General features: G+C 43.1%; 23 protein-coding genes. 12 read left to right on the forward strand and 11 right to left on the reverse strand.

The features are described 5' to 3' along the window. Nucleotides 1-116: 116 nt before the first annotated feature. The 4 genes from HHA43_RS00420 to HHA43_RS00435 form a co-directional block, all read right to left on the reverse strand. The gene (locus HHA43_RS00420) at nucleotides 117-581 is read right to left on the reverse strand and encodes a DUF2147 domain-containing protein (protein WP_168417555.1); all 465 of its coding nucleotides are present in this window, start codon (nucleotides 579-581) and stop codon (nucleotides 117-119) included. Nucleotides 582-813: 232 nt separating this feature from the next. Further along, a complete protein-coding gene (locus HHA43_RS00425; protein WP_104852971.1) occupies nucleotides 814-1,689 on the reverse strand; it encodes an Hsp33 family molecular chaperone HslO in 876 nt (291 codons plus the stop codon). A gap of 50 nt (nucleotides 1,690-1,739) precedes the next feature. Continuing rightward, nucleotides 1,740-3,581 (reverse strand): monovalent cation:proton antiporter-2 (CPA2) family protein, encoded by a 1,842-nt coding sequence (locus HHA43_RS00430; RefSeq protein ID WP_104852972.1) that lies wholly within the window; start codon nucleotides 3,579-3,581, stop codon nucleotides 1,740-1,742. A gap of 73 nt (nucleotides 3,582-3,654) precedes the next feature. Then, nucleotides 3,655-5,877: a primosomal protein N' gene (locus HHA43_RS00435; protein ID WP_168460402.1), complete on the reverse strand. Its 2,223-nt coding sequence runs from the start codon at nucleotides 5,875-5,877 to the stop codon at nucleotides 3,655-3,657. 151 nt (nucleotides 5,878-6,028) lie between these two features. Here HHA43_RS00435 and gspF point away from each other — a divergent pair, with 151 nt between their 5' ends. Both gspF and gspG read left to right on the forward strand, forming a co-directional pair. Continuing rightward, complete coding sequence (gene gspF / locus HHA43_RS00440; protein ID WP_104852974.1) at nucleotides 6,029-7,234, forward strand: type II secretion system inner membrane protein GspF; 1,206 nt, start codon at nucleotides 6,029-6,031, stop codon at nucleotides 7,232-7,234. 76 nt (nucleotides 7,235-7,310) lie between these two features. Beyond that, entirely contained in the window at nucleotides 7,311-7,745 is a 435-nt protein-coding gene (gene gspG, locus HHA43_RS00445; RefSeq protein ID WP_168541361.1) for a type II secretion system major pseudopilin GspG, read from the forward strand. A gap of 134 nt (nucleotides 7,746-7,879) precedes the next feature. Here gspG and lnt read toward each other — a convergent pair whose 3' ends face one another. Next, nucleotides 7,880-9,436, reverse strand: a complete 1,557-nt coding sequence (lnt, locus tag HHA43_RS00450; protein ID WP_168525215.1) for an apolipoprotein N-acyltransferase — start codon at nucleotides 9,434-9,436, stop codon at nucleotides 7,880-7,882. Beyond that, on the reverse strand, nucleotides 9,433-10,272 hold the full coding sequence (locus HHA43_RS00455; RefSeq protein WP_104852977.1) for a CBS domain-containing protein: 840 nt from the start codon (nucleotides 10,270-10,272) through the stop codon (nucleotides 9,433-9,435). Before HHA43_RS00455 ends, lnt begins: the two co-directional genes overlap by 4 nt. A gap of 199 nt (nucleotides 10,273-10,471) precedes the next feature. Between HHA43_RS00455 and tusA the strand changes: the two genes are divergently transcribed. The 3 genes from tusA to HHA43_RS00470 all read left to right on the forward strand — a co-directional run bounded on the left by tusA (nucleotide 10,472) and on the right by HHA43_RS00470 (nucleotide 12,881). After that, nucleotides 10,472-10,729 carry a sulfurtransferase TusA gene (gene tusA, locus HHA43_RS00460; protein WP_004975955.1) on the forward strand — a complete coding sequence of 86 codons (258 nt, stop codon included), beginning with the start codon at nucleotides 10,472-10,474 and terminating at the stop codon, nucleotides 10,727-10,729. Nucleotides 10,730-11,180: 451 nt separating this feature from the next. Then, the gene (locus HHA43_RS13300) at nucleotides 11,181-12,617 is read left to right on the forward strand and encodes an autotransporter domain-containing protein (RefSeq protein ID WP_323126712.1); all 1,437 of its coding nucleotides are present in this window, start codon (nucleotides 11,181-11,183) and stop codon (nucleotides 12,615-12,617) included. 30 nt (nucleotides 12,618-12,647) lie between these two features. After that, nucleotides 12,648-12,881 (forward strand): hypothetical protein, encoded by a 234-nt coding sequence (locus HHA43_RS00470; RefSeq protein WP_168460398.1) that lies wholly within the window; start codon nucleotides 12,648-12,650, stop codon nucleotides 12,879-12,881. 208 nt (nucleotides 12,882-13,089) lie between these two features. On the opposite strand, the gene HHA43_RS00475 is transcribed toward HHA43_RS00470, so the two are convergent. Then, nucleotides 13,090-14,802 carry an electron transfer flavoprotein-ubiquinone oxidoreductase gene (locus tag HHA43_RS00475; protein ID WP_168417550.1) on the reverse strand — a complete coding sequence of 571 codons (1,713 nt, stop codon included), beginning with the start codon at nucleotides 14,800-14,802 and terminating at the stop codon, nucleotides 13,090-13,092. A 195-nt stretch (nucleotides 14,803-14,997) separates the two neighbouring features. Here HHA43_RS00475 and HHA43_RS00480 point away from each other — a divergent pair, with 195 nt between their 5' ends. The 5 genes from HHA43_RS00480 to HHA43_RS00500 all read left to right on the forward strand — a co-directional run bounded on the left by HHA43_RS00480 (nucleotide 14,998) and on the right by HHA43_RS00500 (nucleotide 19,378). Continuing rightward, the gene (locus HHA43_RS00480) at nucleotides 14,998-15,609 is read left to right on the forward strand and encodes a DUF1285 domain-containing protein (RefSeq protein WP_168417549.1); all 612 of its coding nucleotides are present in this window, start codon (nucleotides 14,998-15,000) and stop codon (nucleotides 15,607-15,609) included. Between the two features lie 46 nt (nucleotides 15,610-15,655). Further along, complete coding sequence (gene murI / locus HHA43_RS00485) at nucleotides 15,656-16,531, forward strand: glutamate racemase (protein WP_168417548.1); 876 nt, start codon at nucleotides 15,656-15,658, stop codon at nucleotides 16,529-16,531. A gap of 85 nt (nucleotides 16,532-16,616) precedes the next feature. Next, nucleotides 16,617-17,636, forward strand: a complete 1,020-nt coding sequence (locus tag HHA43_RS00490; protein WP_168541365.1) for a DUF4062 domain-containing protein — start codon at nucleotides 16,617-16,619, stop codon at nucleotides 17,634-17,636. Nucleotides 17,637-17,701: 65 nt separating this feature from the next. Beyond that, nucleotides 17,702-18,715, forward strand: coding sequence for a ferrochelatase (hemH, locus tag HHA43_RS00495; protein WP_168460391.1), 1,014 nt, complete (start codon nucleotides 17,702-17,704; stop codon nucleotides 18,713-18,715). 18 nt (nucleotides 18,716-18,733) lie between these two features. Continuing rightward, entirely contained in the window at nucleotides 18,734-19,378 is a 645-nt protein-coding gene (locus tag HHA43_RS00500; RefSeq protein WP_168541367.1) for an MBL fold metallo-hydrolase, read from the forward strand. Nucleotides 19,379-19,428: 50 nt separating this feature from the next. Here the strand turns inward: HHA43_RS00500 and HHA43_RS00505 are convergent, their stop codons facing one another. Both HHA43_RS00505 and HHA43_RS00510 read right to left on the reverse strand, forming a co-directional pair. Then, nucleotides 19,429-19,599, reverse strand: coding sequence for a hypothetical protein (locus HHA43_RS00505; protein ID WP_168541369.1), 171 nt, complete (start codon nucleotides 19,597-19,599; stop codon nucleotides 19,429-19,431). A gap of 213 nt (nucleotides 19,600-19,812) precedes the next feature. Further along, nucleotides 19,813-19,986 carry a DNA gyrase inhibitor YacG gene (locus tag HHA43_RS00510; RefSeq protein WP_104852987.1) on the reverse strand — a complete coding sequence of 58 codons (174 nt, stop codon included), beginning with the start codon at nucleotides 19,984-19,986 and terminating at the stop codon, nucleotides 19,813-19,815. An 86-nt stretch (nucleotides 19,987-20,072) separates the two neighbouring features. Here HHA43_RS00510 and HHA43_RS00515 point away from each other — a divergent pair, with 86 nt between their 5' ends. Beyond that, on the forward strand, nucleotides 20,073-20,768 hold the full coding sequence (locus HHA43_RS00515) for a tRNA (guanine-N(7)-)-methyltransferase (RefSeq protein WP_228284139.1): 696 nt from the start codon (nucleotides 20,073-20,075) through the stop codon (nucleotides 20,766-20,768). A gap of 6 nt (nucleotides 20,769-20,774) precedes the next feature. Beyond that, nucleotides 20,775-21,977 carry a TIGR03862 family flavoprotein gene (locus HHA43_RS00520; RefSeq protein ID WP_168541371.1) on the forward strand — a complete coding sequence of 401 codons (1,203 nt, stop codon included), beginning with the start codon at nucleotides 20,775-20,777 and terminating at the stop codon, nucleotides 21,975-21,977. 6 nt (nucleotides 21,978-21,983) lie between these two features. Here the strand turns inward: HHA43_RS00520 and HHA43_RS00525 are convergent, their stop codons facing one another. Both HHA43_RS00525 and HHA43_RS00530 read right to left on the reverse strand, forming a co-directional pair. After that, nucleotides 21,984-22,535, reverse strand: a complete 552-nt coding sequence (locus tag HHA43_RS00525) for a hypothetical protein (RefSeq protein ID WP_168541373.1) — start codon at nucleotides 22,533-22,535, stop codon at nucleotides 21,984-21,986. Between the two features lie 42 nt (nucleotides 22,536-22,577). Then, the gene (locus HHA43_RS00530) at nucleotides 22,578-23,354 is read right to left on the reverse strand and encodes a class I SAM-dependent methyltransferase (protein WP_168541375.1); all 777 of its coding nucleotides are present in this window, start codon (nucleotides 23,352-23,354) and stop codon (nucleotides 22,578-22,580) included. Between the last annotated feature and the right edge of the window lie 57 nt (nucleotides 23,355-23,411).

Raw genomic sequence — 23,411 nt, forward strand, 5'->3', positions numbered from 1 at the left:
AGCTTTAGTTCGCTTTTGAAGCTATTGTTTTGATGAGTGCGATAAAAGTCCAATTTAGGATATATCAATCATTTCAGACTTTTATCGCTTAAAAAGAGATGGGGAAAGAACAGCGACTAGTATTTAATCCAAGTCATTTTACGGCTGGCATTGGTAGAAATATCTACATTGTAGAGGGTTAAATGTTTGCCGTTACTGCTTAGGCGTGCGCGCGTTTTATATTGCTTACCCGTACGTGGGTCTAAATAATCACCTTCATAAAATTCAATTTGATTGCTTGGTGTCGCTTTTAAGTGGCTTAATGGCACAAAACCCATGAGTGGCTTATCTTTATTTTTACCAGTGCACAGTGTGCAGCTTTCCAGACGTGGTGCACCAGGTACAGCACGGAGTTCTACAATCTTGGCGGCATAAGCACCTTGTTTGTCTTTGCTCATGACAACATCTGACAATGAAAATCCTGTACGGTAATCTAAAGTTTTCCATTTACCCACGAGCGGGTCAGCATTGGCTGCATAAGCCAGACTTGAACAGCAGATTGCGCTTATGAAAGCTAAACGAGAGAAGAACAGTGTGTTCATAAAATTAACATCCAACAATGAAGACAGCCAAAACATAAAGGCATAAAAAAAATACGGGATTATTTATACCCAATTTTTGCGGTATTTTCTAGTAATTACATGAAAGTTTTGTGAAATAAATCACATGAAAAATAAAGGGATGATAGCTTTTAACGATGCTCAAAGCAGAAATAAAAAATGAGCAGTCAAGGCTGCTCATTTTTTATGGTTTTCATGGTTTGGATCACAAAATTTAGCTTAAGTGTTCTCCAAATAAGCCAAGTGCTTCTTCGGCACTGAAGGTATATTGTGCGCTACAGAATTGGCAATCCATAGTAATTGGATTTTGATATTCCAGTGTTTCACGTACTGCAGCGACACCAATTTGAATTAACGCATTAGCACAGCGTTCTTTAGAACAGGTACAACCAAAACGCAGTGCTTCTACTTCAGGTAAACGCACCTGTTCTTCATTGTATAAACGGTACAGAATTTCATTGACTTCTAAATCTGTCAATTCTTCGGCCTTTAAGGTTTCCGTGAGCATAGTCACACGTGGCCATAAATCTTCATCGACTCGTTGTTGTTCTTCTTCACTGTTACGTGGCAACAGTTGAATTAGTAAGCCGCCCGCACGTTCTGCATTGCTGGCTAACACAATACGGGTAGGAATTTGTGCAGATAAGTCATAATACTGCATTAAACATTCGGCTAAATTGGCTTTATCTAACGGTACAATCCCTTGATAACGTTCACCAAATTCTGGCTCAATGTTAATAAACAACACAGGGCTGACCAGACTTTTCAGTACGGTGCTGCTGTCTTCTGCAGTTAAAAAGTGTGGATCTGGTTCGTAGTCTGCCAACGCACGGACTTCACCCAAGTGGTTACATTCAGCCATGGCCCACTTAAACGTGCCAGATGCCTGAATTTGTAGGCTGATGCGACCCTTAATTTTTAGGGTACTGGCCAACAATGCAGTGGCGCAAAGCATTTCGCCCAACAATACTTGTACCGCTGGCACATAGTCACGTTGTTTTAGAATGGTTTGCAAAGCATCTTCGAGATGAACTACCTCACCACGAACAGGGCTATCTTCAATAAAAAAGCGTTGGCGTAAATCAGACATAAAATTCTCCATAACCCTGTTTTAATGGTGGCATTATTGTAAAACACAAGTCAGTTTGCTGCATCACGTGTTACATCAATATGACCACTATGTAAGCCACGTTTTAAATCGACCCCGAGTGGCATTTCACGGTTTTGTGCATCACTTTCAAACAGGTGTTCTAATTCGGCCAAGGCATTACGATGGGTTTCATAAATTTTTTGTTCATCGGTATAAATATGTTGCTGCTGTGCCAATAGCTTTTCATCATAATCACGGAACAATTCAATACTTTTATAGGCATCATCTTCATTAATACCCAAATCACGCAAAGCCTGATAGGCCATGCCCAAGGAGGATAAATAGGTTTCCCGCCAAATATGGGTCACGCCTAAATCACGTAATAAATGCACGTGATGGCGGTCACGGGCACGTACCAATAATTTCAATTCAGGATAATTCAGGCGAATATGTCGTGCGACATTCATTGAATCTTCAATATCATCAATGGCTAAAATAAAAATTTGGGCATGTTGAATGCCTGCGGCACGTAAAATTTCAGGTTGGGTGGCATCGCCATAATAGACTTTGCCGCCATAATTACGCACAAAATCAATTTTGTCGATATTACTGTCAATTGCGGTAAAGTGCTGATGCTGTAAATGCGCCACACGGGCAATGATTTGTCCAAAACGGCCAAAGCCTGCAATGATCATAGGCGGATGCGCATCGGGAATCTCATCATACACAGGTATTTTTTCCCGCTCCAAACGCGGGATAATTTGACTGCTCATCAACCAATATAAAATTGGGGTCAGTACCATCGACAACGTCACAATCAAAGTCAGCGGTTGCAGCATGGCTTGACTGAGCACACTTTCACTTTGCGCAACGCTCAGCACCACAAAGGCAAACTCACCGCCTTGAGCCAAGCACGTTGCCAAGAGCAAACTATTGCGCCAAGAATATTCAAAATAACGTGCAATGGCCGTTAGGGTTAGCAGTTTGATGAGCATTAAGCCCAACGCACCGCCAATAATCAACCATGGCTGTTCCACCAACAAGGAAAGCTGGGTGCTCATACCTACAGTCATAAAGAATAGGCCCAGTAACAGACCCTTAAAGGGTGCAATGCTGGCTTCGAGTTCATGACGAAATTCAGAGTCGGCCAACAAGACACCCGTTAAAAATGCGCCTAAAGTGGTGCTAATGCCCAGCACATCCATAATGCTGACCACGCCGAGCACAATGAATAGACCTACTGCCGTGATCAGTTCATGTGCACCACTTTTGGCCACAAAACGGAAGAAGGGACGCATTAGATAACGGCTAAATAAAAACAGTCCACTAAAGGTGGCAATAATGGCTGCAAAGTAGGCAATACCATGGTGGGTAGATTCAGCACCTGCCAGCATGGGAATCATGGCAATTAAAGGAATTGCGGCGATATCTTGAAACAGTAAGATTGAAAAGGATTGCTGCCCATAACTGCTATTGAGTTGTTGCTTTTCTTGCAGCATTTGCAGCACAAATGCGGTGGAGGACAGCGCTAATGCAAAACCAATTACCACGCTTGCAGCAATGCCTTGCTGTAAGGCAAAAAATGCCAACACAGCCAGTAAAACGCCTGTAATGCCGACCTGTAAACTGCCTAAAACAAAAATGGGTTTACGCATATCCCATAGTCGTTGTGGACGTAGTTCCAAGCCAATAATAAACATCAGGAAGACCACGCCGTACTCTGCCAATTCCTGAATGGCATCCGGGTCGCTGGCAATATTGAAAACACTTGGGCCAAGTAAGATGCCTGTAAACAAATAGCCCAGCACTGTGGCAATGCCAAAGCGTTTTAGTAAGGGCACTAGTAGCAAAGAAGCACCCAAAAAAATGGTCATTTGTAACAATAAGGACATGTGGGCATCCAAAGTTTAAAGCGGTGGATTATTGCAATACAGGGTTTTGCAGCCAAAACAGCAATTTACTGGGTTAGCTAAATTCTTGTGGATCTATATCTAAACTTAGTTTCATGCTGGATGGCTTTTCATGCAACATATTTTGCCACCAGTTCCTGATATAAAAATGTAAGCGCGCCCGATCTTTAGACAATAGCACCATGTGCGCTTGGAAACGACCTGCCTTACGTTCCATTGGCGCAGGAATAGGCCCCCAAATATCAATTAATTGTTCGGAATGTTCCCTGAGCCATTGCGCATGTTGTTGTAAAAACTGTTGGTTTAATTCCTGACTTTTGGACTCACAGCGAATCAGCGCAGTATAACGATATGGCGGCAGTTGCGCGGCTTTGCGCTCTTTTAAACTTTGTTTGGCAAACTTGCGGTAATCTCCCTCGACCAAGGTGGTGAGTAAAGGATGATCAGGACGTAAACTTTGCAAATAAACATCGCCTTTATGTTCACCACGCCCTGCACGTCCTGCCACTTGCACAATCAGTTGGGCGGTACGTTCAGGTGCGCGAATATCAACACTGAGCAAGCCTGAATCGATATCTAAAATAGCCACCAAGGTTACATAAGGAAAGTGATGTCCTTTGGCCAGCATTTGTGTGCCCAGTAAAATTAGGGGTTCACTGCGTTGAATACGGTCATAAATTTTTTGCCAGCTGCCGACACGACTGGTTGAGTCACGATCTACCCGAATCACATCTATATCTGGGAACAGTTCATTTAGACTGTCTTCCACTTTGGCGGTACCCATGCCCACAGGTTTGAGTTCTTCATGGTTGCAGGCAGGGCATTGCTCAGGTTTGCGGTGAATTGTTCCGCAGTGGTGGCAGTGTAAATGCACATAAGGTTGATGATGCAGGGTAAAGTTGGCATCACAATGTGGGCATTTGGCTTGCCAGGCACAATTTTCACAAATCAGGACTGGAGCATAGCCACGTCGGTTTAAAAACACCAAGACTTGTTCTTTTTTTGCCAGACGTTTTTTCATTTCATCAATCAATTGTTGACTGATGCCATGCTGTTTTTTTGCAATTTTTAAGTCAATCAGGTGGATTTTAGGCATAAGCGCGGTGCCCGCCCGTTGATTCAGCTCCAAACATTGCATTTTGCCTTGATCGACCAAGGCATAACTGTCAATACTTGGTGTAGCTGAACCTAAAATAACAGGGCAATTTTCCAGATGGGCACGGTAAAGGGCGACATCTCGGGCATGATAGCGAAAACCTTCTTGTTGTTTAAAAGACAGGTCGTGTTCTTCATCTAAAATAATCAAGCCCAAATTTGGCAATGGAGTATAAATCGCAGAGCGTGTGCCTAAAATAATAGACGCTTTGCCTGTTTGTGCCGCCTGCCACGCTTGCAAACGTTTGGAATCATTTAAACCTGAATGTAAGAGGGCAATATGGCAGTGAAAACGTGACTGAAAACGGCTGATGGTTTGCGGGGTCAGTCCAATTTCTGGGACTAACACCAGCACTTGTTTGCCCTGTTTTAGTACCTCATGCATGATGTGCAAGTACACTTCAGTTTTGCCGCTGCCTGTTAAGCCATCTAGTAAAAAAGCTTTATATTGCTGCCGAACTTTAAGTGCGCTGTCGATGGCTTTTTTCTGATCGGGATTGGGCGTTAAAGGCATTTGTGCCAAAGTGACAGGCATTGGGCTGAAATCTTGGGTTTCCAAAACACATTCACAAATTTCTTTGCTTGCTAAAGCTTTTAGGGTGGAGGTTTCAATGCCTGCTAAATTTAAAATATTTTCAGAAGTGCCCGTTGGATGCAGCTTTAAAATTTTATAGGCTTCCTGCTGTTTTTCTGAGCGTTTAATTTTAGCCTCGGCCTGTGCATCTAGCAGTTTCCAAGTTCGAGCCAGTAAATTATAGGGCTTGGCTTGACGCAATAAACTTGGCAAAGCGCTGTGCATCACTTCACCAATGGGAAATTGGTAATATTGTGACGCCCATGTCAACAAAGTTAAAACTTTAGCGTCTAAAATCGCTTGTTCATCTAACAGTTCGGTAATGGCTTTGAGTTTAAAACGTGGGTTAATTGGGGTGTCGAGCGCCAGTTTTTCGACAATAATCCCAACCAAGTTTTGCCGACCAAAGGACACCAACACCCGTGCGCCAACGGCTGCTTGCTGATATTGTGCTGCACTGAGCATGTAATCGAAGCAGTCATAAAGATATACGGGTACAGCCACTCGAATACGGTAAATGGGCTGCGGGTCTAAAGTCGAATCTGGCATAAAAAAGTCGTACCGTCCTGTGAAAATTGGCATCGTGCTCTGTGTTGGCTTGTGATAGAGTGAGCACAGAATTTATATCTAAGAATATGAATGATTTTAGTGGTCAGACGCAACTGCGCTGCAAGAAATTTTGGAAAATTAGAGCATTACAATGCCAGCATATCAATTTACTGCCATTGACGCTTCAGGGAAGCAGCAAAAAGGTGTTTTAGAGGGTGATTCTGCACGTCAAATTCGTCAGCAATTGCGGGACAAAGAATGGATTCCTGTCAGTGTCGATGCCGTTGAACAGAAAGATAAGCACAGCGGCAGACAGTGGTTTCAGAAAAAAATTACCGCCTATGATTTGGCTTTGCTGACCCGACAATTGTCAGTATTGGTGGCAGCCTCAATTCCATTGGAAGAAGCGGTTCGTGCAGTGGGCAAGCAAAGTGAAAAAGCGCACGTGCAAAATTTGCTGATGTCGGTGCGCTCCAAAGTACTAGAAGGCTATTCACTGGCCAATGCTTTACAGCAATCGGGACGTTTTCCAGACTTATATATTGCGACCATTGCCGCAGGTGAGCGTTCAGGGCATCTGGATTTAATTCTGGAACAATTGGCAGACTACACCGAAAATCGTTTTGCCATGCAGAAAAAAATTCAAGGCGCCATGATTTATCCCATCATTTTAATGCTGATGTCCTTTGCGATTGTAATGGGCTTAATGACCTATGTGGTGCCCGACATTGTTAAAACCTTTGACCAAAGTAAAGATGCTTTGCCGTGGATTACCGTAGCTTTAATGAAAGCCAGTGATTTTATCCGTGCAGCATGGCCATTTTTACTGGTGGCATCGGTGATTGGGGTTTTATTGCTGGCTCGTTTTTTACGTACTCAGGCAGGGCATTATGCCTTTGACCGTTTAACCTTAAAATTGCCGTTATTTGGCAAGTTATCACGCGGTATTAATGCAGCACGTTTTGCCAGTACCTTGTCTATTCTGACTCAGTCAGGTGTGCCGTTGGTCGACGCGCTGAAAATAGGAGCGGCAGTTAGCAATAATTGGGTGATTCGTGATTCTGTCAATTTGGCAGCAGAAAAAGTGACCGAAGGTGGTAACTTGGCGACTCAATTGGAGCGGAGTGGTTATTTTCCACCGATGATGGTACAAATGATCAAAAGTGGCGAAGCCTCGGGTGAGTTAGACCGCATGTTGTCACGTGCCTCGGTGATGCAGGATCGTGAAGTGACCACGTTGATTTCAACCTTGTTGGCACTGTTGGAACCGCTCATGTTAGTGTTGATGGCCAGTATTGTATTGGTGATTGTAATTGCGGTGATGCTGCCAATTGTGAATATGAACAATATGATTTAAATCGTTTTGAAGCATCCTTCTTCAAACTGAACTTAAAATAAATGTCGAATTGATATAAATACATGAGAGAAATTGAATGAAACGGAATCAACTCAATAAGCAATCTGGTTTTACCCTGATTGAAGTGATGGTGGTGATTGTCATTTTAGGTGTTTTGGCAGTTTTAATTGTACCTAACGTCATGGGACGCGGGGAAAAAGCCAAAGTTGATACCACGGTCATTAAACTCCAAAGTATTGCGGGCTCATTGGATCAATACAAACTCGACAATGGTAAATATCCATCTATGCAAGATGGCGGTTTAGATGCTTTGGTGAATCAGCCTGCATCGGCTAAAAACTGGTTGCCTGGTGGTTATGTGAAAGGGGGCTATCCGAAAGACAGTTGGGACAATGATATTCAATATGTGATTCCAGGTGCGGAAGGGCGTACGTTTGATTTGTATTCATTTGGTGCAGATGGTCAGCAAGGTGGTGAAGGCACCGATGCCGATATTTATTATCAGCCTTAATGTTTATTGAATGTGGTATACGCTGCATTTATAAAGCAAATAGATTCAACATCTATAGCCGTTGTTATCGATATGATGAAATAAAAAACCGAGCATAGCTCGGTTTTTTAAGTTATTTTGCCTGAGCTGCATCATTAGCGCCGTGATTTAAACGAGACATCTACCTGACGTGGACGATAAATCCAGCCCAGAATTAATAACAGCAAAGAGAAAATCAGCACAGGCCAATCGCTGAGTCGACTATACAGTGTTTCACCTTGCATGGCAGGCAACTCACCGCGTAGCACAAACTCTTGATCCATTGGTGCTTGTTTTACAATACGACCATGATGATCAATAAATGCAGTCACCCCTGTATTGGTGGCACGAATGAACCAGCGTCCATTTTCTTTGGCACGCATTTGCACCATTTGTAAGTGTTGCAGCGGCCCTGCGGTACCAGTAAACCACGCATCATTAGATACGGTTACCAAAAAGTCACTTTGGCTGGCATTTCTGCGGGTCAGGTTTGGATAGGCTACTTCATAACAAATGGCTGCACCCAAATCATGCTGCTTAATGGAAAGCGGTTTTTGATCTGATGCACCCCGTGAAAAACCACTCATCGATGGGTCATTTTGCATAGCAGGTAAAACCCAGCTCAGTAAGCCTGAAAGTGGAATGTATTCACCAAAAGGCACCAAACGTTGTTTTTTATACAAGCCTTCTGCGGTATCACCTGTTGCCATAATACTGTTGTAATACATTGGATGTTGCTGAACTTGTGATTCTGGCAAGTCCCAGTACGGAATACCCGTGACCCATGAACTGCCTGTTTTCTCTGCCTGTGTTTTCATGGCATCTAAAAACGGTTCAATATCGGTCTGGAACATTGGAATTGAAGACTCCGGCCAGACAATAATGTCTCGTCCCCATTCGGTCCGGGTCAGGCGAGTATAAATTTCCAGTGTCTTGATTTGGTATTCTGTGAGCCACTTTAAGTCTTGTGGAATGTTGCCCTGAATCAGAGAAACCGACAGCGGCTTTTCTGCTTTTTCAGTCACAAAACTGAGTTGCGCTGCCCCCCATGCGCCCAAGAGTAAAATTGCAGATGGAATAAGCCAGAAGATTCGTTTTTTCAGGATTTCTACCAGTGCACAGGCCAGTAGAATGACCACAAAAGACACCCCGAAAATACCAAACAGCGGTGCATAGCTATCTAAAAAGCGTTCGGTGAAGGCATAGCCTGCAAATAGCCATGGAAAACCTGTAAATACCCAAGTTTTCGCCCATTCAAAAAATACCCACAGTGGAGCGAAGGTCAGAGGTGTTTCAGGGAAAAACCGCCGATACAACCACGTCTGCACGGCAGTAAACAGCCCCATGAGCAAGGCCATAATCGCAATCATCACCACGCTTAAAAAAGCGTTGGTATCGCCGTAGACATGAATAGATGTATAGAGCCAGAAAGCACCAACAAACCAAAGCCCGATCCCGTAAGACCAACCGATAAAGAAAGCCTGTTTAGGGTTGCGTTTGCTTAAGCTGGCATACAGTAAAGCTGGTGACAGCAGGGCAATCCACCAGTAATGATAAGGGGCAAGTGCCAGACTAAATACGGCACCTGCTAACAGCGCAATGATGAGTGGATAAATCAGAGGCAGTTGTTGATGTTCTGAAGCATTGGACAGCTTGGAAAAAAAAGACCTCATTGACGTACGGCTCGAATCAGATGAATAGTGCGGGCATCTGCTTCAAGAATGGTGAACTCCCAATTGCCAATCACAATCACTTGTCCTTGCAAGTCACTCACTAAACCAATTTCTTGAAGCAATAAACCGCCCACAGTTTCTACTTCATCGTCAGAAAAATCTGCATCTAAAACATTGTTAAAATGTTCGATTGGTGTAAGTGCTTGTACCAGCCAAGTGTTTGCAGTTTTCGGGTCATTATCTGGAATAATGTATTCTGCTTCTTCGTCTATATTGTCGTGTTCATCTTCAATTTCACCGACAATCTCTTCCAAAATGTCTTCTAGCGTGACCAAACCTGAAGTGGTGCCGTATTCATCAATCACAACCGCAATATGGGTTTGAGTGTTTTTAAGCATGCGCAATACTTGGTCTGAACGTGCACTTTCAGGCACAAACAATGGCTGACGCATGAGGGCACGAATATCGACTTTGGTTCTTTGTTCGGTCAGTAATGGCAATAAATCTTTTGCCAATAAAATTCCCACCACATTGTCTGGTTGGTCAGATGAAAACACAGGAAAACGTGAATGTGCCGATTCGACCAGAACGTGCAGAATGTCAAGTAACTCGTCATCTTCCTGCAAGCTAATCATTGCGGTACGTGGGGTCATCACTTCACGAATTTTGGTGGCAGGTAAATCCAGAACACCTTCGAGCATTGCCACCGTATCGGGTTCTAAAAAACGACGTGAATCTTGTACTAATTTTAGCAATTCATCGCGGGTTTCTGGCGCGGTGCCTAACCATTTTCTTAAGCCACGCATACCCCACGATGGGCCTGATTCCTCGTGCATGATCTTTCCTAAAGACTCTTTATATCTAAAAAACTTAGCTTAATCATACCTTAGAAAACACAGTTGTCTATTGCTAATCTTGGTAGAAAAGTAGGGCAAAGACGTCATGTGCAAGTGCTGCGGGATGCAGCGGCAACACATCAAATAAGAGTGAGCTTTATGCTAAACTAGCGCGATGTTTTAAATACCGAGTCTGTGCATGTCTGAACTTCCTGTCACACCTAGCATTCAATTAAATACGCGTGGTTTGCGTTGCCCTGAACCTGTGATGATGTTGCATCAAGCCATTCGCAAGTCTAAATCGGGTGATGTAGTTGAGGTTTTTGCAACAGACAACTCTACGTCTTGGGATATTCCAAAATTTTGTATGCATTTAGGGCATGAGTTGTTATTGCAAGAAGAGCGCCTAGATGAGCAGGGCAATAAAGAGTTTCACTATTTAGTGAAAAAAGGTTAATGAAAAAGCATACGCACTGAAACCGCCCATCATGAAATAACGATAACTATAAAAATAATGTGATCAATACAGGCATATTTCATTTGTTATTTGTGCAAATTGAAATATGCCTTTTGTGTTTTTGAACGTCCAAGACATCTTTATTTTTTTAATGATTCAAATATTGAACCCGCATCACAGCTCAAACTGAAAAATGCTGAAAGTATCCATTTCTTGCGTTAGGCATCGCACATTTTTGGGGATGCTTTTTAACTTTTATGCATTTTTTTAGCTTGCTGTGTGCTGGTGCAAAATTATGCGACGTTATGTGTAAGGTATAAAAAACCATTTGTAAAATGTGAACTTGAATTGTATTTTAGTTATTGATTTTTAACAAAATAATTTAAATTATTTTTTAATATATGGAAAAATTAGCCTATAATGCGATCAGTTTATTGAGTTCGATTGCAGAATATTTGGGGATAAAGGCTTTACCAAATCGGGTGAAGACAAGTTGGTGTTTACAGGCAATAACCAGTATTTGGGCGATTCGATTGTGCGCGGTGGCGTGCTGGAAATTAATGGCAATAATGGACCATCAAAATTTCAGTTGCATGCAGGTGAGCTAACCGGCTATGGCCGTATTGCAGATGTACAGCAAACTGGTGGCTGGCTGAATAATGAAGGCAATTTGACCATTACAGGCAATTATTCAATGCAAATTGCTGCAGACCAGCAGCAAAACGCTGGTTTTAAAGCACGTTTTGGAAATTTACTGACCGTCACGGGCACTGCAAATTTGGCAGGCACGCTAAATCTGTTTGATGAAGTACCGCTGGATCAACCGCTGATTACTGCACAAGGTTCACAAACTACGGTGCTTCGTGCACAGCAAGGGATACAACGTGAGTTCGATACGTATCGTTCTACCAATCCATTATTTGAACTGACCCAAGTCAGTTATCGTCCTGAACTGAATACAGCGGGTGAAGTGCTACGAGCAACAGATAGTTTAAAAACGGATGTGGTGATTACGGCAAAACGTAAATCGGCAGAAACCGTTGCAGCACTTGCTCCAGAGCTTGAAGGTCGTGAACAAGTTGCCCGTAACTTAGATGCTGTACTTGCTGGCCTAGACCAAAAACAGCAACTTACTACATTGGAAGATGCCGAAAAAGTATTTGCCAATCGATTATTCAATAATTTTGCACAGACCGTACGCTACAACAATGCTGAAAGCACTGTCTCTACGCAGGCGCTGAATCAGTTATTTCACCAATTTGATCCGAGTTTTTATGCCAACACAATTTTAAATGTGGCAGAGGAAAGCAGTCAGCAAGAACGTCAGTTTGCACAGCGTTTGGCAACTATGCAGCCGAAGCAGGTTTGGTTTTCGGGCGATTACCAAAGTTATGATATGGATTATGCGGGCTTAAATAGTGAGCGCCGTACCCATCACCAAGGCGCAGGTATTGCAACAAAACTGGCAGGCGTAACTTTGGCGGCTCAAGCAGATTTAAGTCAAATGGATTTAGCAGATCGTCTGAACATGGGAACGCAAAATCGTACCGAAAGTAAAGGTTATGCCCTGACTTTGGGGGCTGCGCAGCAATTTGGGTCTGATTTAAGTGTTGCGGCATGGTTAAAAGGTATGCATGTGAATGTGGATGCACAGCGCAGTCATGCACAAGCACAAAAAGTTGAGTTTGATGGACAAATGTATGCTGCAGGTTTGCGTTTAGATTATAGCTATCCACTCAACCAAAAAATGCAGATTCAACCGTATTTAGATGCATCGTTTCAGCATTATGCGCATGCAGATCAGACCAAGCATGACGTAGTCAATAGTTTAGATGACTTGGTGATGCAGCGCTGGAATTTAGGTGTGGGTGTACAGGCCAATTATTAGTTTAATCCCGCTTGGCAGTTGCAAGGTAGTTTGTACTATAGCCAGCCCATTCAGGAAAAAGCTTATTTAGATACACATTATGTAGGCACAACGGAGCAATTGAAGTTTGATGCTTGGCATGCCGATAAAGGCCAATATCATGCTGCTCTGGGGTCAAAAATTGATTTGGGGCAACATAGCTTTATCAATTTGAATTATGAATATAGTGGGCGCTCACACAGCGACAGTCATCGGGTACAGTTGGCGGTGACCACTCAATTCTAATAACAGTTTCAAGCATGGATGAGAGGCTTGAATTTTAATGAAAACAGCTCCGCAGATACATGTTGGGGCTGTTTTTATGCAGCTTAGCTTTAACAGCTAAGTCTGCGTGATCAATAGACCCTATTTAGATGATAAGGAATAGACTCTATTGAGCATAAAAAAGCAGTGCCAAGGCACTGCTTTTGAGTTTTTGAATTGCGATTCGTAATTACATATTTGGATAGTTTGGACCACCGCCACCTTCAGGTGTTACCCAAGTGATGTTCTGTGATGGGTCTTTAATGTCACAAGTCTTACAGTGCACACAGTTCGCTGCGTTAATCTGGAAGCGTTTTGAACCATCATCATTTTCCATGATTTCATAAACACCTGCAGGGCAGTAGCGTTGAGCTGGCTCATCCCATTTTGGTAAGTTCACGTTTACAGGAATGTCTGCATTGGTTAATTTCAAATGTGCAGGTTGGTTTTCTTCATGCACAGTATTGGATACAAACACCGAAGATAAACGGTCAAAGGTCAATTTGCCATCTGGTTTTGGATAATTCGGCTTAAAGCTCACTGCATCTACCGTTTTTAGTGCGCTAAAGTCAGGCACTAAATCATGCAGGGTAAATGGCACTTTAAATACGTTCTGATCGATGAAGTTAAACGCACCACCAAACCACTGACCAAATTTATGCATTGCAGGGCCAAAGTTACGTGCGTTGTATAACTCTTCTTTAAGCCAGCTGTTGTTGAATTTTTCTGTGTAGGCAGTCAATTCTTTAACAAAGAAATCTTCGCCTTCAGTGACACGGGCAATTGCTAAATCACCGCCTTTTGCGACACCCGCAGCAATCGCTTCAAATACCGCTTCACCGCAAAGCATGCCAGATTTCATGGCTGTGTGAGAGCCTTTGATTTTGGCAAAGTTTAAGAAGCCTGCATCATCACCAATTAAAGAACCACCTGGGAAAGTGAATTTTGGCAATGAGTTAAAGCCACCTTTAGTCACTGCACGTGCGCCATAAGAAATACGTTTACCACCTTCCAAATATTGCTTGATCAGTGGGTGAGTTTTCCAGCGTTGCATTTCCATAAATGGATACATGTGTGGGTTGGTATAAGACAAGTCCACAATCATACCCAAAGTCACTTGGTTGTTTTCTGCGTGATATAACCACCAACCGCCAGAAGAACCCGTTTCACTTAATGGCCAGCCTGCACCGTGCATAACTAAGCCAGGCTTGTGCTTGGCTGGGTCAATTTCCCATAACTCTTTAATACCAATCCCGTAGTGTTGTGGGTCAGCATCTTTATCTAAATTGAATTGCTGGATTAAACGCTTACCTAAGTGACCACGGCAGCCTTCAGCAAAAATAGTGTATTTGGCATGCAACTCATAACCTGGAGTAAAGTTATGCGTTGGCTCGCCATCTTTACCAATGCCCATGTCACCAGTTTGAATGCCTTTTACCGTGCCATCGGCATGATACAGAATTTCAGATGCCGCAAAACCTGGGAAAATAGAAACTTCTAATTCTTCCGCTTTTTGGCCTAACCAACGCACAACGTTGCCTAAAGAGATCACGTAATTGCCATCGTTATGCATGGTTTTTGGCACCATCCAATGCGGTGCTTCTTGCGCTTTTTCAGGTGACATCAGGAAGAAAGTTTTATCTTCAGTCACAGGCACATTTAAAGGTGCGCCTTCTTCTTTCCAGTTTGGGAATAACTCATTGATGGCACGTGGTTCAAGCACTGCCCCTGAAAGGATATGAGCACCAACTTCAGAGCCTTTTTCGACCACACAAACGGACAGATCATTTAAATTGTTTTCAATTGCAAGTTGACGAATTTTGATCGCGGCAGAAAGACCCGCAGGGCCTGCGCCTACGATTACAACGTCAAACTCCATCGATTCACGTTCGATGTGTTCCATGTAGGACTCCTCATATAATTGAAGGTGGCAACCGCAGAAACCAACGGTGCTGCCATGAGTATTTCTAGTTCCCAGACACAAATTTAATTATGTCTTTTACAGTATGGGCAAGTATTGTGAGCTAGTATAGTTTTAAACCGAGTCTTAGCCAATTGGCTGAATCGTATTATTTTTCCGTCAGTAAGGTACCGCAGCATGAAGCATGACGATAATTCAATCAAACCGACAGAAAATGTAGCTACGGCTGATAATAAAAACTTAATGGACATTGCACAATATATAAAAACTGGACAGTCAGGTCACAAAAGATCAATCCCACCTTTGGCACAATGGCATCCAAAGCATTGTGGTGCAATGGATTTAGTGGTAAAGGCCAACGGAGAATGGTGGCACGAAGGTCAATTGATCAAGCGTCAGGCTCTGATAGATTTGTTTTCTAGCGTGCTGTGGAAAGAGCAAGACAAGTTTTATTTAAAAACACCTGTGGAACAAATTGAAATTCAGGTCGAAGACGAACCTTTATTTATTAATCAGGTCGATATTGTTCAGATTGCACAGCAAGACTACATTCAGCTCACCACAACCCATCAGGACATTGTCATTGTGGATGCTGAGCATCCTATTTTCATGCGTGAATATGCAGGTGAGTTGCGTCCTTATGTGCATGTTCGTTTTGGTATAAATGCCTTGATTCAGCGTGCTGCTTTTTTACATTTGGTTGAATTGGGTGAGCTTAGTGAAAATACGGAAGGCGAAACGATTTTATCGTTGAAAAGTGGTGATTTGCACTTGCATTTGAGCAGTTGAGGTTTAAGCTTTACTACATTGTATTTTGTATTGCTGACCGCTTGCTATGACAGCCATTCATCCTATTTCGCCCTTAAATCAAGCCATGCCAAAAGCACAAGCCAGTGCGCCCATTGGTATTTTTGATTCAGGCATTGGAGGGCTGTCGGTTGCTATTGAAATTGCAGAATATTTGCCCTGTGAAAGCATCATTTATTATGCCGATACTGCGCATGTGCCTTATGGCCCGAGGGATGATCAAAATATTCGGGAACTGACGGCTGCTGCCATTGAATGGTTATATCGTCAAGGCTGTAAAGTTGCGGTGGTGGCATGTAATACAGCCTCTGCATTCAGTCTGGACTATTTACGTGAACACTATGGGGAAGATTTTCCCATTATTGGTTTGGTGCCTGCTTTAAAGCCTGCCGTATTACACAGTCAGTCAAAGACTGTGGCAGTTTTGGCCACGCCTGCAACTTTTCGTGGGCAACTGATTAAAGATGTGATGCAGCGTTTTGCCATTCCTGCGCAGGTACAAGTCCTGAATGTGACCAATCTGGATTTGGTGCCATTTGTAGAACAAGGCGCACAAATGAGTGAAGCTTGCTTGAGTTCATTAAAGCAGAGTCTGCAACCTGTGGTCGATCAGGGTGCAGACTATTTGGTGCTCGGTTGTACGCATTATCCTTTTTTAAAACCTGCAATTGAGTCTATTTTTGGTCAGAAACTGACATTAATTGACTCAGGAATAGCAGTTGCACGTCAAACTTCCCGCATTTTGATTAAAAATGAGTTATTATTTGAACAGTGTTTGACAGATTCTTTACAAATTGCGTGTTATGTCAGCGGGAACAATGCAGAACAATTAAAACCCGTCTTGCAACATCTTATTCCAAAAAATATTTCTTGGAGTATCGCAAATGTGGATGCTGACAACTGACTTTATGACAATTTTTATCATTGGGGATATGCAGGACACGTAAACGGTTCGTGACGTGTAATGTGTAACGGAGAAGGGGAAACCAATGCTCGATAAGCGCTATCAGGTCTTTATCTCGACTTCTGGGGCAGATATGCAGCCAGAACGGGTGATCTTGGCTCAAACATTGGTGGGAATGGGTTTTTTTTCGTGGGGATTAGAGCAACGCACCCCACTCAGTACCGCTTTTGCACGTCGTCAAATTGATGATTGCGATTATGTGGTGATATTACTGGGCAGCCAATATGGTGAGCAATCGGTATCGGGCGTGGGTTACATGCATTTAGAATATATCTATGCCGTGACCAAACAAAAACCGATTGTGGTTTTTATGCATGAAGATCCAGATTCAAGAGATCCATCGTTACATGATGAAAAGCCTGAACTGCGTGAAAAATTTAAAGAATTTCGCAAATTGCTACAGCAAGGGGTTGATCAGGTCTTTAGCTACCGAACCATGCGTGATTTAGAGTTGGCTGTTCGTTTTAACATGTCGCAAATGTTGGAGCGTTATCCGACCACAGGTTGGGTGCGTCCACAAAATACGCAAGCCTTGCATGATGAAATTGAGTGTTTAAAGAATAAATTAAGACAATTAGAAACTGAAATTGGTAAGCGTGAAGAAGACCCATTTTTAAACTTACCCAAAGTGTCTATGCATGAGCCTTATCGGTTTGAATATCGTATGCATGCCTATCAGGATGGTAATTTTAAAGAATTAAAGATTGAAAAAAGTCTAACTTGGGCGCAGTTGCTTGCTGTGCTTGGCAGCACTTTTATTCACCCGACACCTGAAGAATATTTTTCTAAACGCATGAATGAATATTTAAATGAAACGGGGCTGGATGATGCACGTCGGATCATGCCACGTGCACATGCGGTTGCTCGTTCGCAAATTAATATTCGGGCTTTGCACAATATTAAAATGCAAATGCGTCAGAATGACTGGATTGTGCAAGCAGGCCGCGATGACCGACAACGGATGCTCTGGCAAACCACCCTGAAAGCGCAAAAGTTGTTAGAGAGTAATTTGCTAGATCAGGTCCAAGCAAAGACACCGTATTAATCTATCAATCAGTGCTCAAAAAACTGTTAAAGTAGCGGGGTTCGATCAGTAGACAAGAGGGCTGAATGTTGCCTACAGCAAAACCCAAAGTAACCGTTCTTTTAGCCAATTTAGGTACGCCTGATGAACCTACTGCAAGTGCAGTACGCCGTTTTTTAAAGCAGTTTTTGTCTGATCAGCGCGTGATTGAAATCCCTAAACCGATTTGGCAAATTATTTTAGGTTTATTCATTTTGCCGTTTCGCCCCAAACGTGTTGCGCATGCGTATGCCATGGTATGGCAGCAAGATTCACCCATGCGGGAAATTTTGCTGCAACAGGTTGCGGCTTTAAAGCAACAGTTGGCATCACAGTATCCAGAGATTGAATTAGATATTGTGCCTGTGATGACCTATGGCAATCCAGGGATTCAGCAAGCGTTAGCACGTTTGAGTCAAAACCCGCCTGATCATGTGATTTTATTTCCGCTGTTCCCGCAGTATTCAGCTACATCCACTGCGCCTTTGTACGATGCCGTTGCTCACTGGATTCCGAAGCAACGTAATTTACCTGGGCTGTCGATCATTCGTGATTATTATCAGCATCCTTTATATATACAGGCTTTGGCACAAAGTGTACGTGACTTTCAGGCCGAACATGGTGTGGCAGAAAAATTGTTGATGTCATTTCATGGCATTCCACAACCCTATGCAGATAAGGGCGACCCTTATGCCGAGCGTTGCCGTATCACTGCGCAATTGGTTGCCGATGCATTGAATTTAAATGAACAGCAATGGGCAATCAGTTTCCAGTCACGTTTTGGCAAGCAGGAATGGGTTAAGCCCTATACGGATGTTTTGTTAGAAGAGTGGGGGCAGCAGGGGGTGAAATCTGTGCAGATCATGAGCCCTGCTTTTTCTGCAGATTGTCTGGAAACCCTAGAAGAATTAGCGATTCAAAATTCAGAGCTGTTTTTGCAGGCAGGTGGAGAGCAATACGCCTATATTCCTGCTTTAAATACCCGTGCCGATCATTTGGATTTGCTCAATCATTTACTTCAGGCTAATCTTGAGGCTTTAAAGCTTCAGCTCGCCCATTAAATTTTGAGGTCTAGACCTATGTTGCAAGTCAAAATTGTTCCTGTAACTGCATTTCAACAAAACTGCTCAATTGTTTGGGATGCTGAAACCAAAGAAGCAGTTTTGATTGATGCGGGTGGTGAATCTGAAAAATTAAAAGCCGAAGTAGAAGCTTTGGGTTTAACCGTAAAAGCCTTATGGCTAACGCATGGACATTTAGACCATGCTGGTGCAGTGGGTGCTTTGCAACATCACTGGAATGTTCCTGTGATTGGTCCACAGAAAGAAGATGCATTTTGGTTAGATCAGTTGCAAGAAGTGTCTGCGCGTTATGGTTTTCCTATCCCTGAACAAGTCACTGTGAGCCAATGGTTAGACGGTGGTGAAGTACTACAACTTGGTGAAGAAAGTTTTGAAGTACGCTATGCCCCAGGACATACTCCAGGTCATGTGATGTTCTATAACGCCAAATATGGCATTTTGTGGATGGGTGATGTGTTGTTTAAGGGTTCTATTGGTCGTACAGATTTTCCGCGCGGTAATCATCAACAATTATTAGATTCAATTCAGCGTGAGTGTTTCAGTTTGCCTGATGACACCCAGTTTATTTCAGGTCATGGGCCAATCAGCACCATTGGTTTTGAAAAACAGCATAACCCGTTTGTAGCAGGGCAAGCAGGTTAGAAGCAGTGTGTATTTATACTTTAAGAAAAAGTCAGCAGTCGCTGACTTTTTTATTTGCGAAAGGGATTATTCAGCATTTGTTTGCTTTCAATTGCAAACAGCATGGTGAAAATTGTCAGTAAGATGCCTATGCACAGCATGAGTAAATCATGCGCATATAGTCCAAAGCCTAAACTGCTGGTAGAGAGTAAAATACACAGCATTACAATTCCTTTTAACATGATTTCCAAGGTGAGATGTTCCTAGGTTATTTTTTGCTTTCTTTATTGTTATGTGCAGTGACGGAGTCACGAACAGTGCAAAGTATAACCTGTGCTATTTCTGCTAAAAGCAATTATAGAACAACTAAGTTTTGAGCAATTTTTCTAAAAATGTGAAAAATTCCATGAAACTGCGTGTAGTTTTAGGCAATATTTGGCGTGGTAATTTATTGCTTATTCTTCAGAATTTTCTGCTTGAGGCGCATCCTGCGTTGGCAGTCTGTATTCATCATTTGCCCATGCACCTAAATCAATGAGCTTGCAACGTTCGGAACAAAAAGGACGAAATGGATTATTTTCCCATTGCGAAGGTTTGCCACAACGTGGGCAAGGAAAAGAGCGTGGCATGATCAACTCCAAATGAAAAATGCAGGATTGGATTAGGCAAATAGCACCTGACTTGGTAGACTTGTGCCGAATTTTGTAAGTTTGATCTGATTATGCCAATTCGTCAATTTCAAGCACAGCGTATGCATGCCCCTCGTGATTTTCAAGCCATTGCCAATGAATCGGTTTGTGTAGAAATTGGGGCAGGAAAAGGCAAACACGCCTTATTATTTAGCGGGCAGCATCCTGAGCACAAGTTGATTGCAATTGAGCGCACCCGTGAAAAATTTTTGGCGATGCAAAAACAGCATCAGCTTGAAGGTCAGCAGAATTTACAGATTGTTCATGCCGATGCGATTCCATGGATTGTGCATGCTTTATTCCCTGCACAAGTAGCGCAGTTCTTTATTCTTTATCCGAACCCAGAACCGCATAATGCGACGCAGCGTTGGTTGAATATGCCGTTTTTTGAGTTTTTACTGTCACGCCTACAAACAGGCGGCAGTATTACTTTGGTCAGTAATATTCCTGAATATATCGCAGAAGCACAGCAGCAGTTGATTGAGGTGTGGAAACTGCCGTTTATTCAGCAAGATGTACCTGCGGATTCGGCACGCACCCATTTTGAAATTAAATATTTAGCCCGTGGCGAGCGTTGTCAGGAATTGCGTATCACTAAGCCAGCAGGTTATCAAACTCGTTTTGATGACTTTCAGCCTTTACAGGGGCAGCAGCCAGTTTTAATGCCTGCTGAAACAGTTGAAACAAAATCTTCCGCAGATTCAAGCTTAGTTGCTGAGTAAACAGGCATGAAACAGCGCATTGCAATTATTGGTGCAGGCCCTGCAGGCTTAATGGCTGCTGAAGTACTGAGCCAGTATGCCTATGAGGTGCATGTCTATGAGCAAAAACCTTCGGCAGCACGTAAGTTTTTGATGGCAGGCAAAACGGGTCTAAATATTTCACATGCCGAACCAGTTGCACAATTTATTCAGCGTTATGATCAGGCTGAATGGTTGGCGCCATGGATTCAACAATGGGATGCCACGTGGATTCAAAACTGGATGCAGGGTTTAGGTATTCAATCCTATGTAGGTTCATCGGGGCGGATTTTTCCACAAGAAATGAAAGCAGCCCCTTTACTGCGTGCTTGGTTAAAGCGTTTAGCCGATGCAAGTGTGCAATTTCATTATCGACATCAGGTGTGTGATTTAAAACACAATCAACTCAGTATTTTAAATTTAACTACGGCACAGACTGAGCAGCAGCAGTTTGCTGCAATTGTAATGGCATGCGGTGCGGTATCTTGGTCAAAACTGGGTAGCGATGGTGCATGGCAGCGTTGGTTGTCTGCCAATGAAATTCAGCCTTTTCAGGCCAGCAATGCTGGGGTGGAATGTCATTGGTCAAACTATATGCAGCCTGTATTGGGGCAGCCTTTAAAACGTGTGCAGGCATGGGTGGAAGGTACTGAGCCGAGCATGGGCGATATTGTGATCAGCCATTATGGTTTGGAAAGTGGCCTAATTTATAAGCAGGGGCGTGCGCTGCGACAGTTACAGCAAGCACAGCAACCAATGCAGTTATATCTAGATTTATTACCCGATTTAAGCATTGAGCAACTCAGTCAAAAGTTACAACCTTCTAAAAAACAGTCGTTAAGCAATGTATGGCGCAAGGCGGGGCTGGATGCCGCAAAGGCTGCGATTGTACGTGAACTGGTGGATAAAACACTTTGGCAACAACCGCAACGATTGGCGCAGCAGATTAAAAAACTAAAAGTGTCTTTAACAGGCTTTCGGCCGATTGAAGAAGCAATTAGCTGTGCGGGTGGGGTGAAGCGTGAGGTATTGTCGCCACAATTACAGTTAAATTCTAATCCTCAAGTTTTCCTTTGTGGTGAAATGCTGGATTGGGATGCTTCGACAGGTGGTTATTTGCTGACAGCCTGTTTTGCCACTGGCCGTGCTGCTGCTGAAGGGGTACATCAGTATTTACAGCAGCATCCCTAAAATGCATTATTCATCAAGCTGAGGATATTGCTCACGCCAATGTTCGAGTTGTTGCTGTGCTTGCAATAAATCTTGCAAACCTTGCTGGCGCTGTTCTGCACGGATTGGATAAGCTGCTGTAGACGTTTGGCTACTTAGATAAGCTGCTTGTTGTTCCCAATAATTGCTCATCAAACCTTGAATATAGCGCCCTTGAGGGGTTTTTAAATCTAAGTCTTTCAGCATGGCTAAGGCAGATTGCATATTGTCATGCAAGCGGCTTTGTGCAAAGGCCGCATCAAGTTGCTTGGCTTCATGCAAGCGTTCCAATTCATCTAACATATCTTCACTCATTTGTTCATGGCGCTGTTCATAATCGCTCAGCAATTGAATGTCATGCGGGTCATCTGTGGTCATTTCAAAGGGCTGAATCGCAGCCTGTTCGACCTGATTTTGCATGATTTGATCTTCAGGGCTGAGTTGGTCGGCATGCTCAACATTTTTTTGTTCGCAGGCAGTTAGGCCAAAAGCTAGACCGATGAGCATGGGAGCAAGGACGTGTTTGAAAGTAATCTGCATTGAAATGTGCTCCATTTTCGGTTGATTTTTATGGCTTGGTTTTTACCCAATTTTTTGATAGATAAACACATGGGTACAATAAGGAAATTCAATTGTATCTTGCGCATGTAGCCCCGTGTATTCCAGTATCAATTGTTCAAATTGTGTTTTGAGTTGTTGTTGCTGAGCGGCAGGCATTGCAGCGATAAAACTGGTCGAGAGTAGACGCTTGGAAACCACTTGCTCGACTGTGCCAACATGCCTGTGGTGAAATTGCTGTTCGTGGCAAAGTTGGAATAAATCTGTATCTGCAAAGACCTGACGCCAGTCTTGATTGTGAAAGCGTGGTGTATCGCCCTCAAAAGGGAGAATCATTTCTGCGAGGGCATTGACCCAATTCACTGAAATATCACGCTGATTCCAGATGAGTAACAAGTGAGCTTGAGGTTTTAAGATACGATGAATTTCCTTTAAACTTTGTAGATTGGCAAACCAATGAAAAGATTGTGCGCAGCTGACTAAATCAGCACATTGGGCAGGCAAGGGCAATTGCTCACTTCGTGCCTGAACGGTTGCAACTTGTGGGTAAAGTTGGCGTAATTCAGTTAACATGCTAGCAATGGGTTCAACTGCTGTAAGCTGCGTTGTTAGTTTGAGCAAATGCGGCAGGAACTTTCCTGTGCCAGAACCCAAGTCTACAATATGGCTATTGGGTATAACTTTGAGCTGATCTTGCAGGAAAGTATCGACTTCTTGCGGGTAACTGGGGCGAACTTGTTGGTATAGGCTTGCACCAGAACCAAAGCCTTGTTGTGCGGCAGGATGTAGAGATTGTGTCATATTTTGCGATTTTTAATCTGCTGTGCATCTATAAAATAACATATTCACTTTTGAACT

The organism is Acinetobacter sp. A2 (assembly GCF_012371325.1).
In the GTDB taxonomy this organism is placed as follows: domain Bacteria; phylum Pseudomonadota; class Gammaproteobacteria; order Pseudomonadales; family Moraxellaceae; genus Acinetobacter.

Bases quoted from the DNA above. Each gene is read 5' to 3' on its own strand.
- HHA43_RS00420 (WP_168417555.1), bottom strand. From the start codon at position 581: ATGAACACACTGTTCTTCTCTCGTTTAGCTTTCATAAGCGCAATCTGC.
- HHA43_RS00425 (WP_104852971.1), bottom strand. From the start codon at position 1,689: ATGTCTGATTTACGCCAACGCTTTTTTATTGAAGATAGCCCTGTTCGT.
- HHA43_RS00430 (WP_104852972.1), bottom strand. From the start codon at position 3,581: ATGTCCTTATTGTTACAAATGACCATTTTTTTGGGTGCTTCTTTGCTA.
- HHA43_RS00435 (WP_168460402.1), bottom strand. From the start codon at position 5,877: ATGCCAGATTCGACTTTAGACCCGCAGCCCATTTACCGTATTCGAGTG.
- gspF (WP_104852974.1), top strand. From the start codon at position 6,029: ATGCCAGCATATCAATTTACTGCCATTGACGCTTCAGGGAAGCAGCAA.
- gspG (WP_168541361.1), top strand. From the start codon at position 7,311: ATGAAACGGAATCAACTCAATAAGCAATCTGGTTTTACCCTGATTGAA.
- lnt (WP_168525215.1), bottom strand. From the start codon at position 9,436: ATGAGGTCTTTTTTTTCCAAGCTGTCCAATGCTTCAGAACATCAACAA.
- HHA43_RS00455 (WP_104852977.1), bottom strand. From the start codon at position 10,272: ATGCACGAGGAATCAGGCCCATCGTGGGGTATGCGTGGCTTAAGAAAA.
- tusA (WP_004975955.1), top strand. From the start codon at position 10,472: ATGTCTGAACTTCCTGTCACACCTAGCATTCAATTAAATACGCGTGGT.
- HHA43_RS00475 (WP_168417550.1), bottom strand. From the start codon at position 14,802: ATGGAACACATCGAACGTGAATCGATGGAGTTTGACGTTGTAATCGTA.
- HHA43_RS00480 (WP_168417549.1), top strand. From the start codon at position 14,998: ATGAAGCATGACGATAATTCAATCAAACCGACAGAAAATGTAGCTACG.
- murI (WP_168417548.1), top strand. From the start codon at position 15,656: ATGACAGCCATTCATCCTATTTCGCCCTTAAATCAAGCCATGCCAAAA.
- HHA43_RS00490 (WP_168541365.1), top strand. From the start codon at position 16,617: ATGCTCGATAAGCGCTATCAGGTCTTTATCTCGACTTCTGGGGCAGAT.
- hemH (WP_168460391.1), top strand. From the start codon at position 17,702: ATGTTGCCTACAGCAAAACCCAAAGTAACCGTTCTTTTAGCCAATTTA.
- HHA43_RS00500 (WP_168541367.1), top strand. From the start codon at position 18,734: ATGTTGCAAGTCAAAATTGTTCCTGTAACTGCATTTCAACAAAACTGC.
- HHA43_RS00505 (WP_168541369.1), bottom strand. From the start codon at position 19,599: ATGTTAAAAGGAATTGTAATGCTGTGTATTTTACTCTCTACCAGCAGT.
- HHA43_RS00510 (WP_104852987.1), bottom strand. From the start codon at position 19,986: ATGCCACGCTCTTTTCCTTGCCCACGTTGTGGCAAACCTTCGCAATGG.
- HHA43_RS00520 (WP_168541371.1), top strand. From the start codon at position 20,775: ATGAAACAGCGCATTGCAATTATTGGTGCAGGCCCTGCAGGCTTAATG.
- HHA43_RS00525 (WP_168541373.1), bottom strand. From the start codon at position 22,535: ATGCAGATTACTTTCAAACACGTCCTTGCTCCCATGCTCATCGGTCTA.
- HHA43_RS00530 (WP_168541375.1), bottom strand. From the start codon at position 23,354: ATGACACAATCTCTACATCCTGCCGCACAACAAGGCTTTGGTTCTGGT.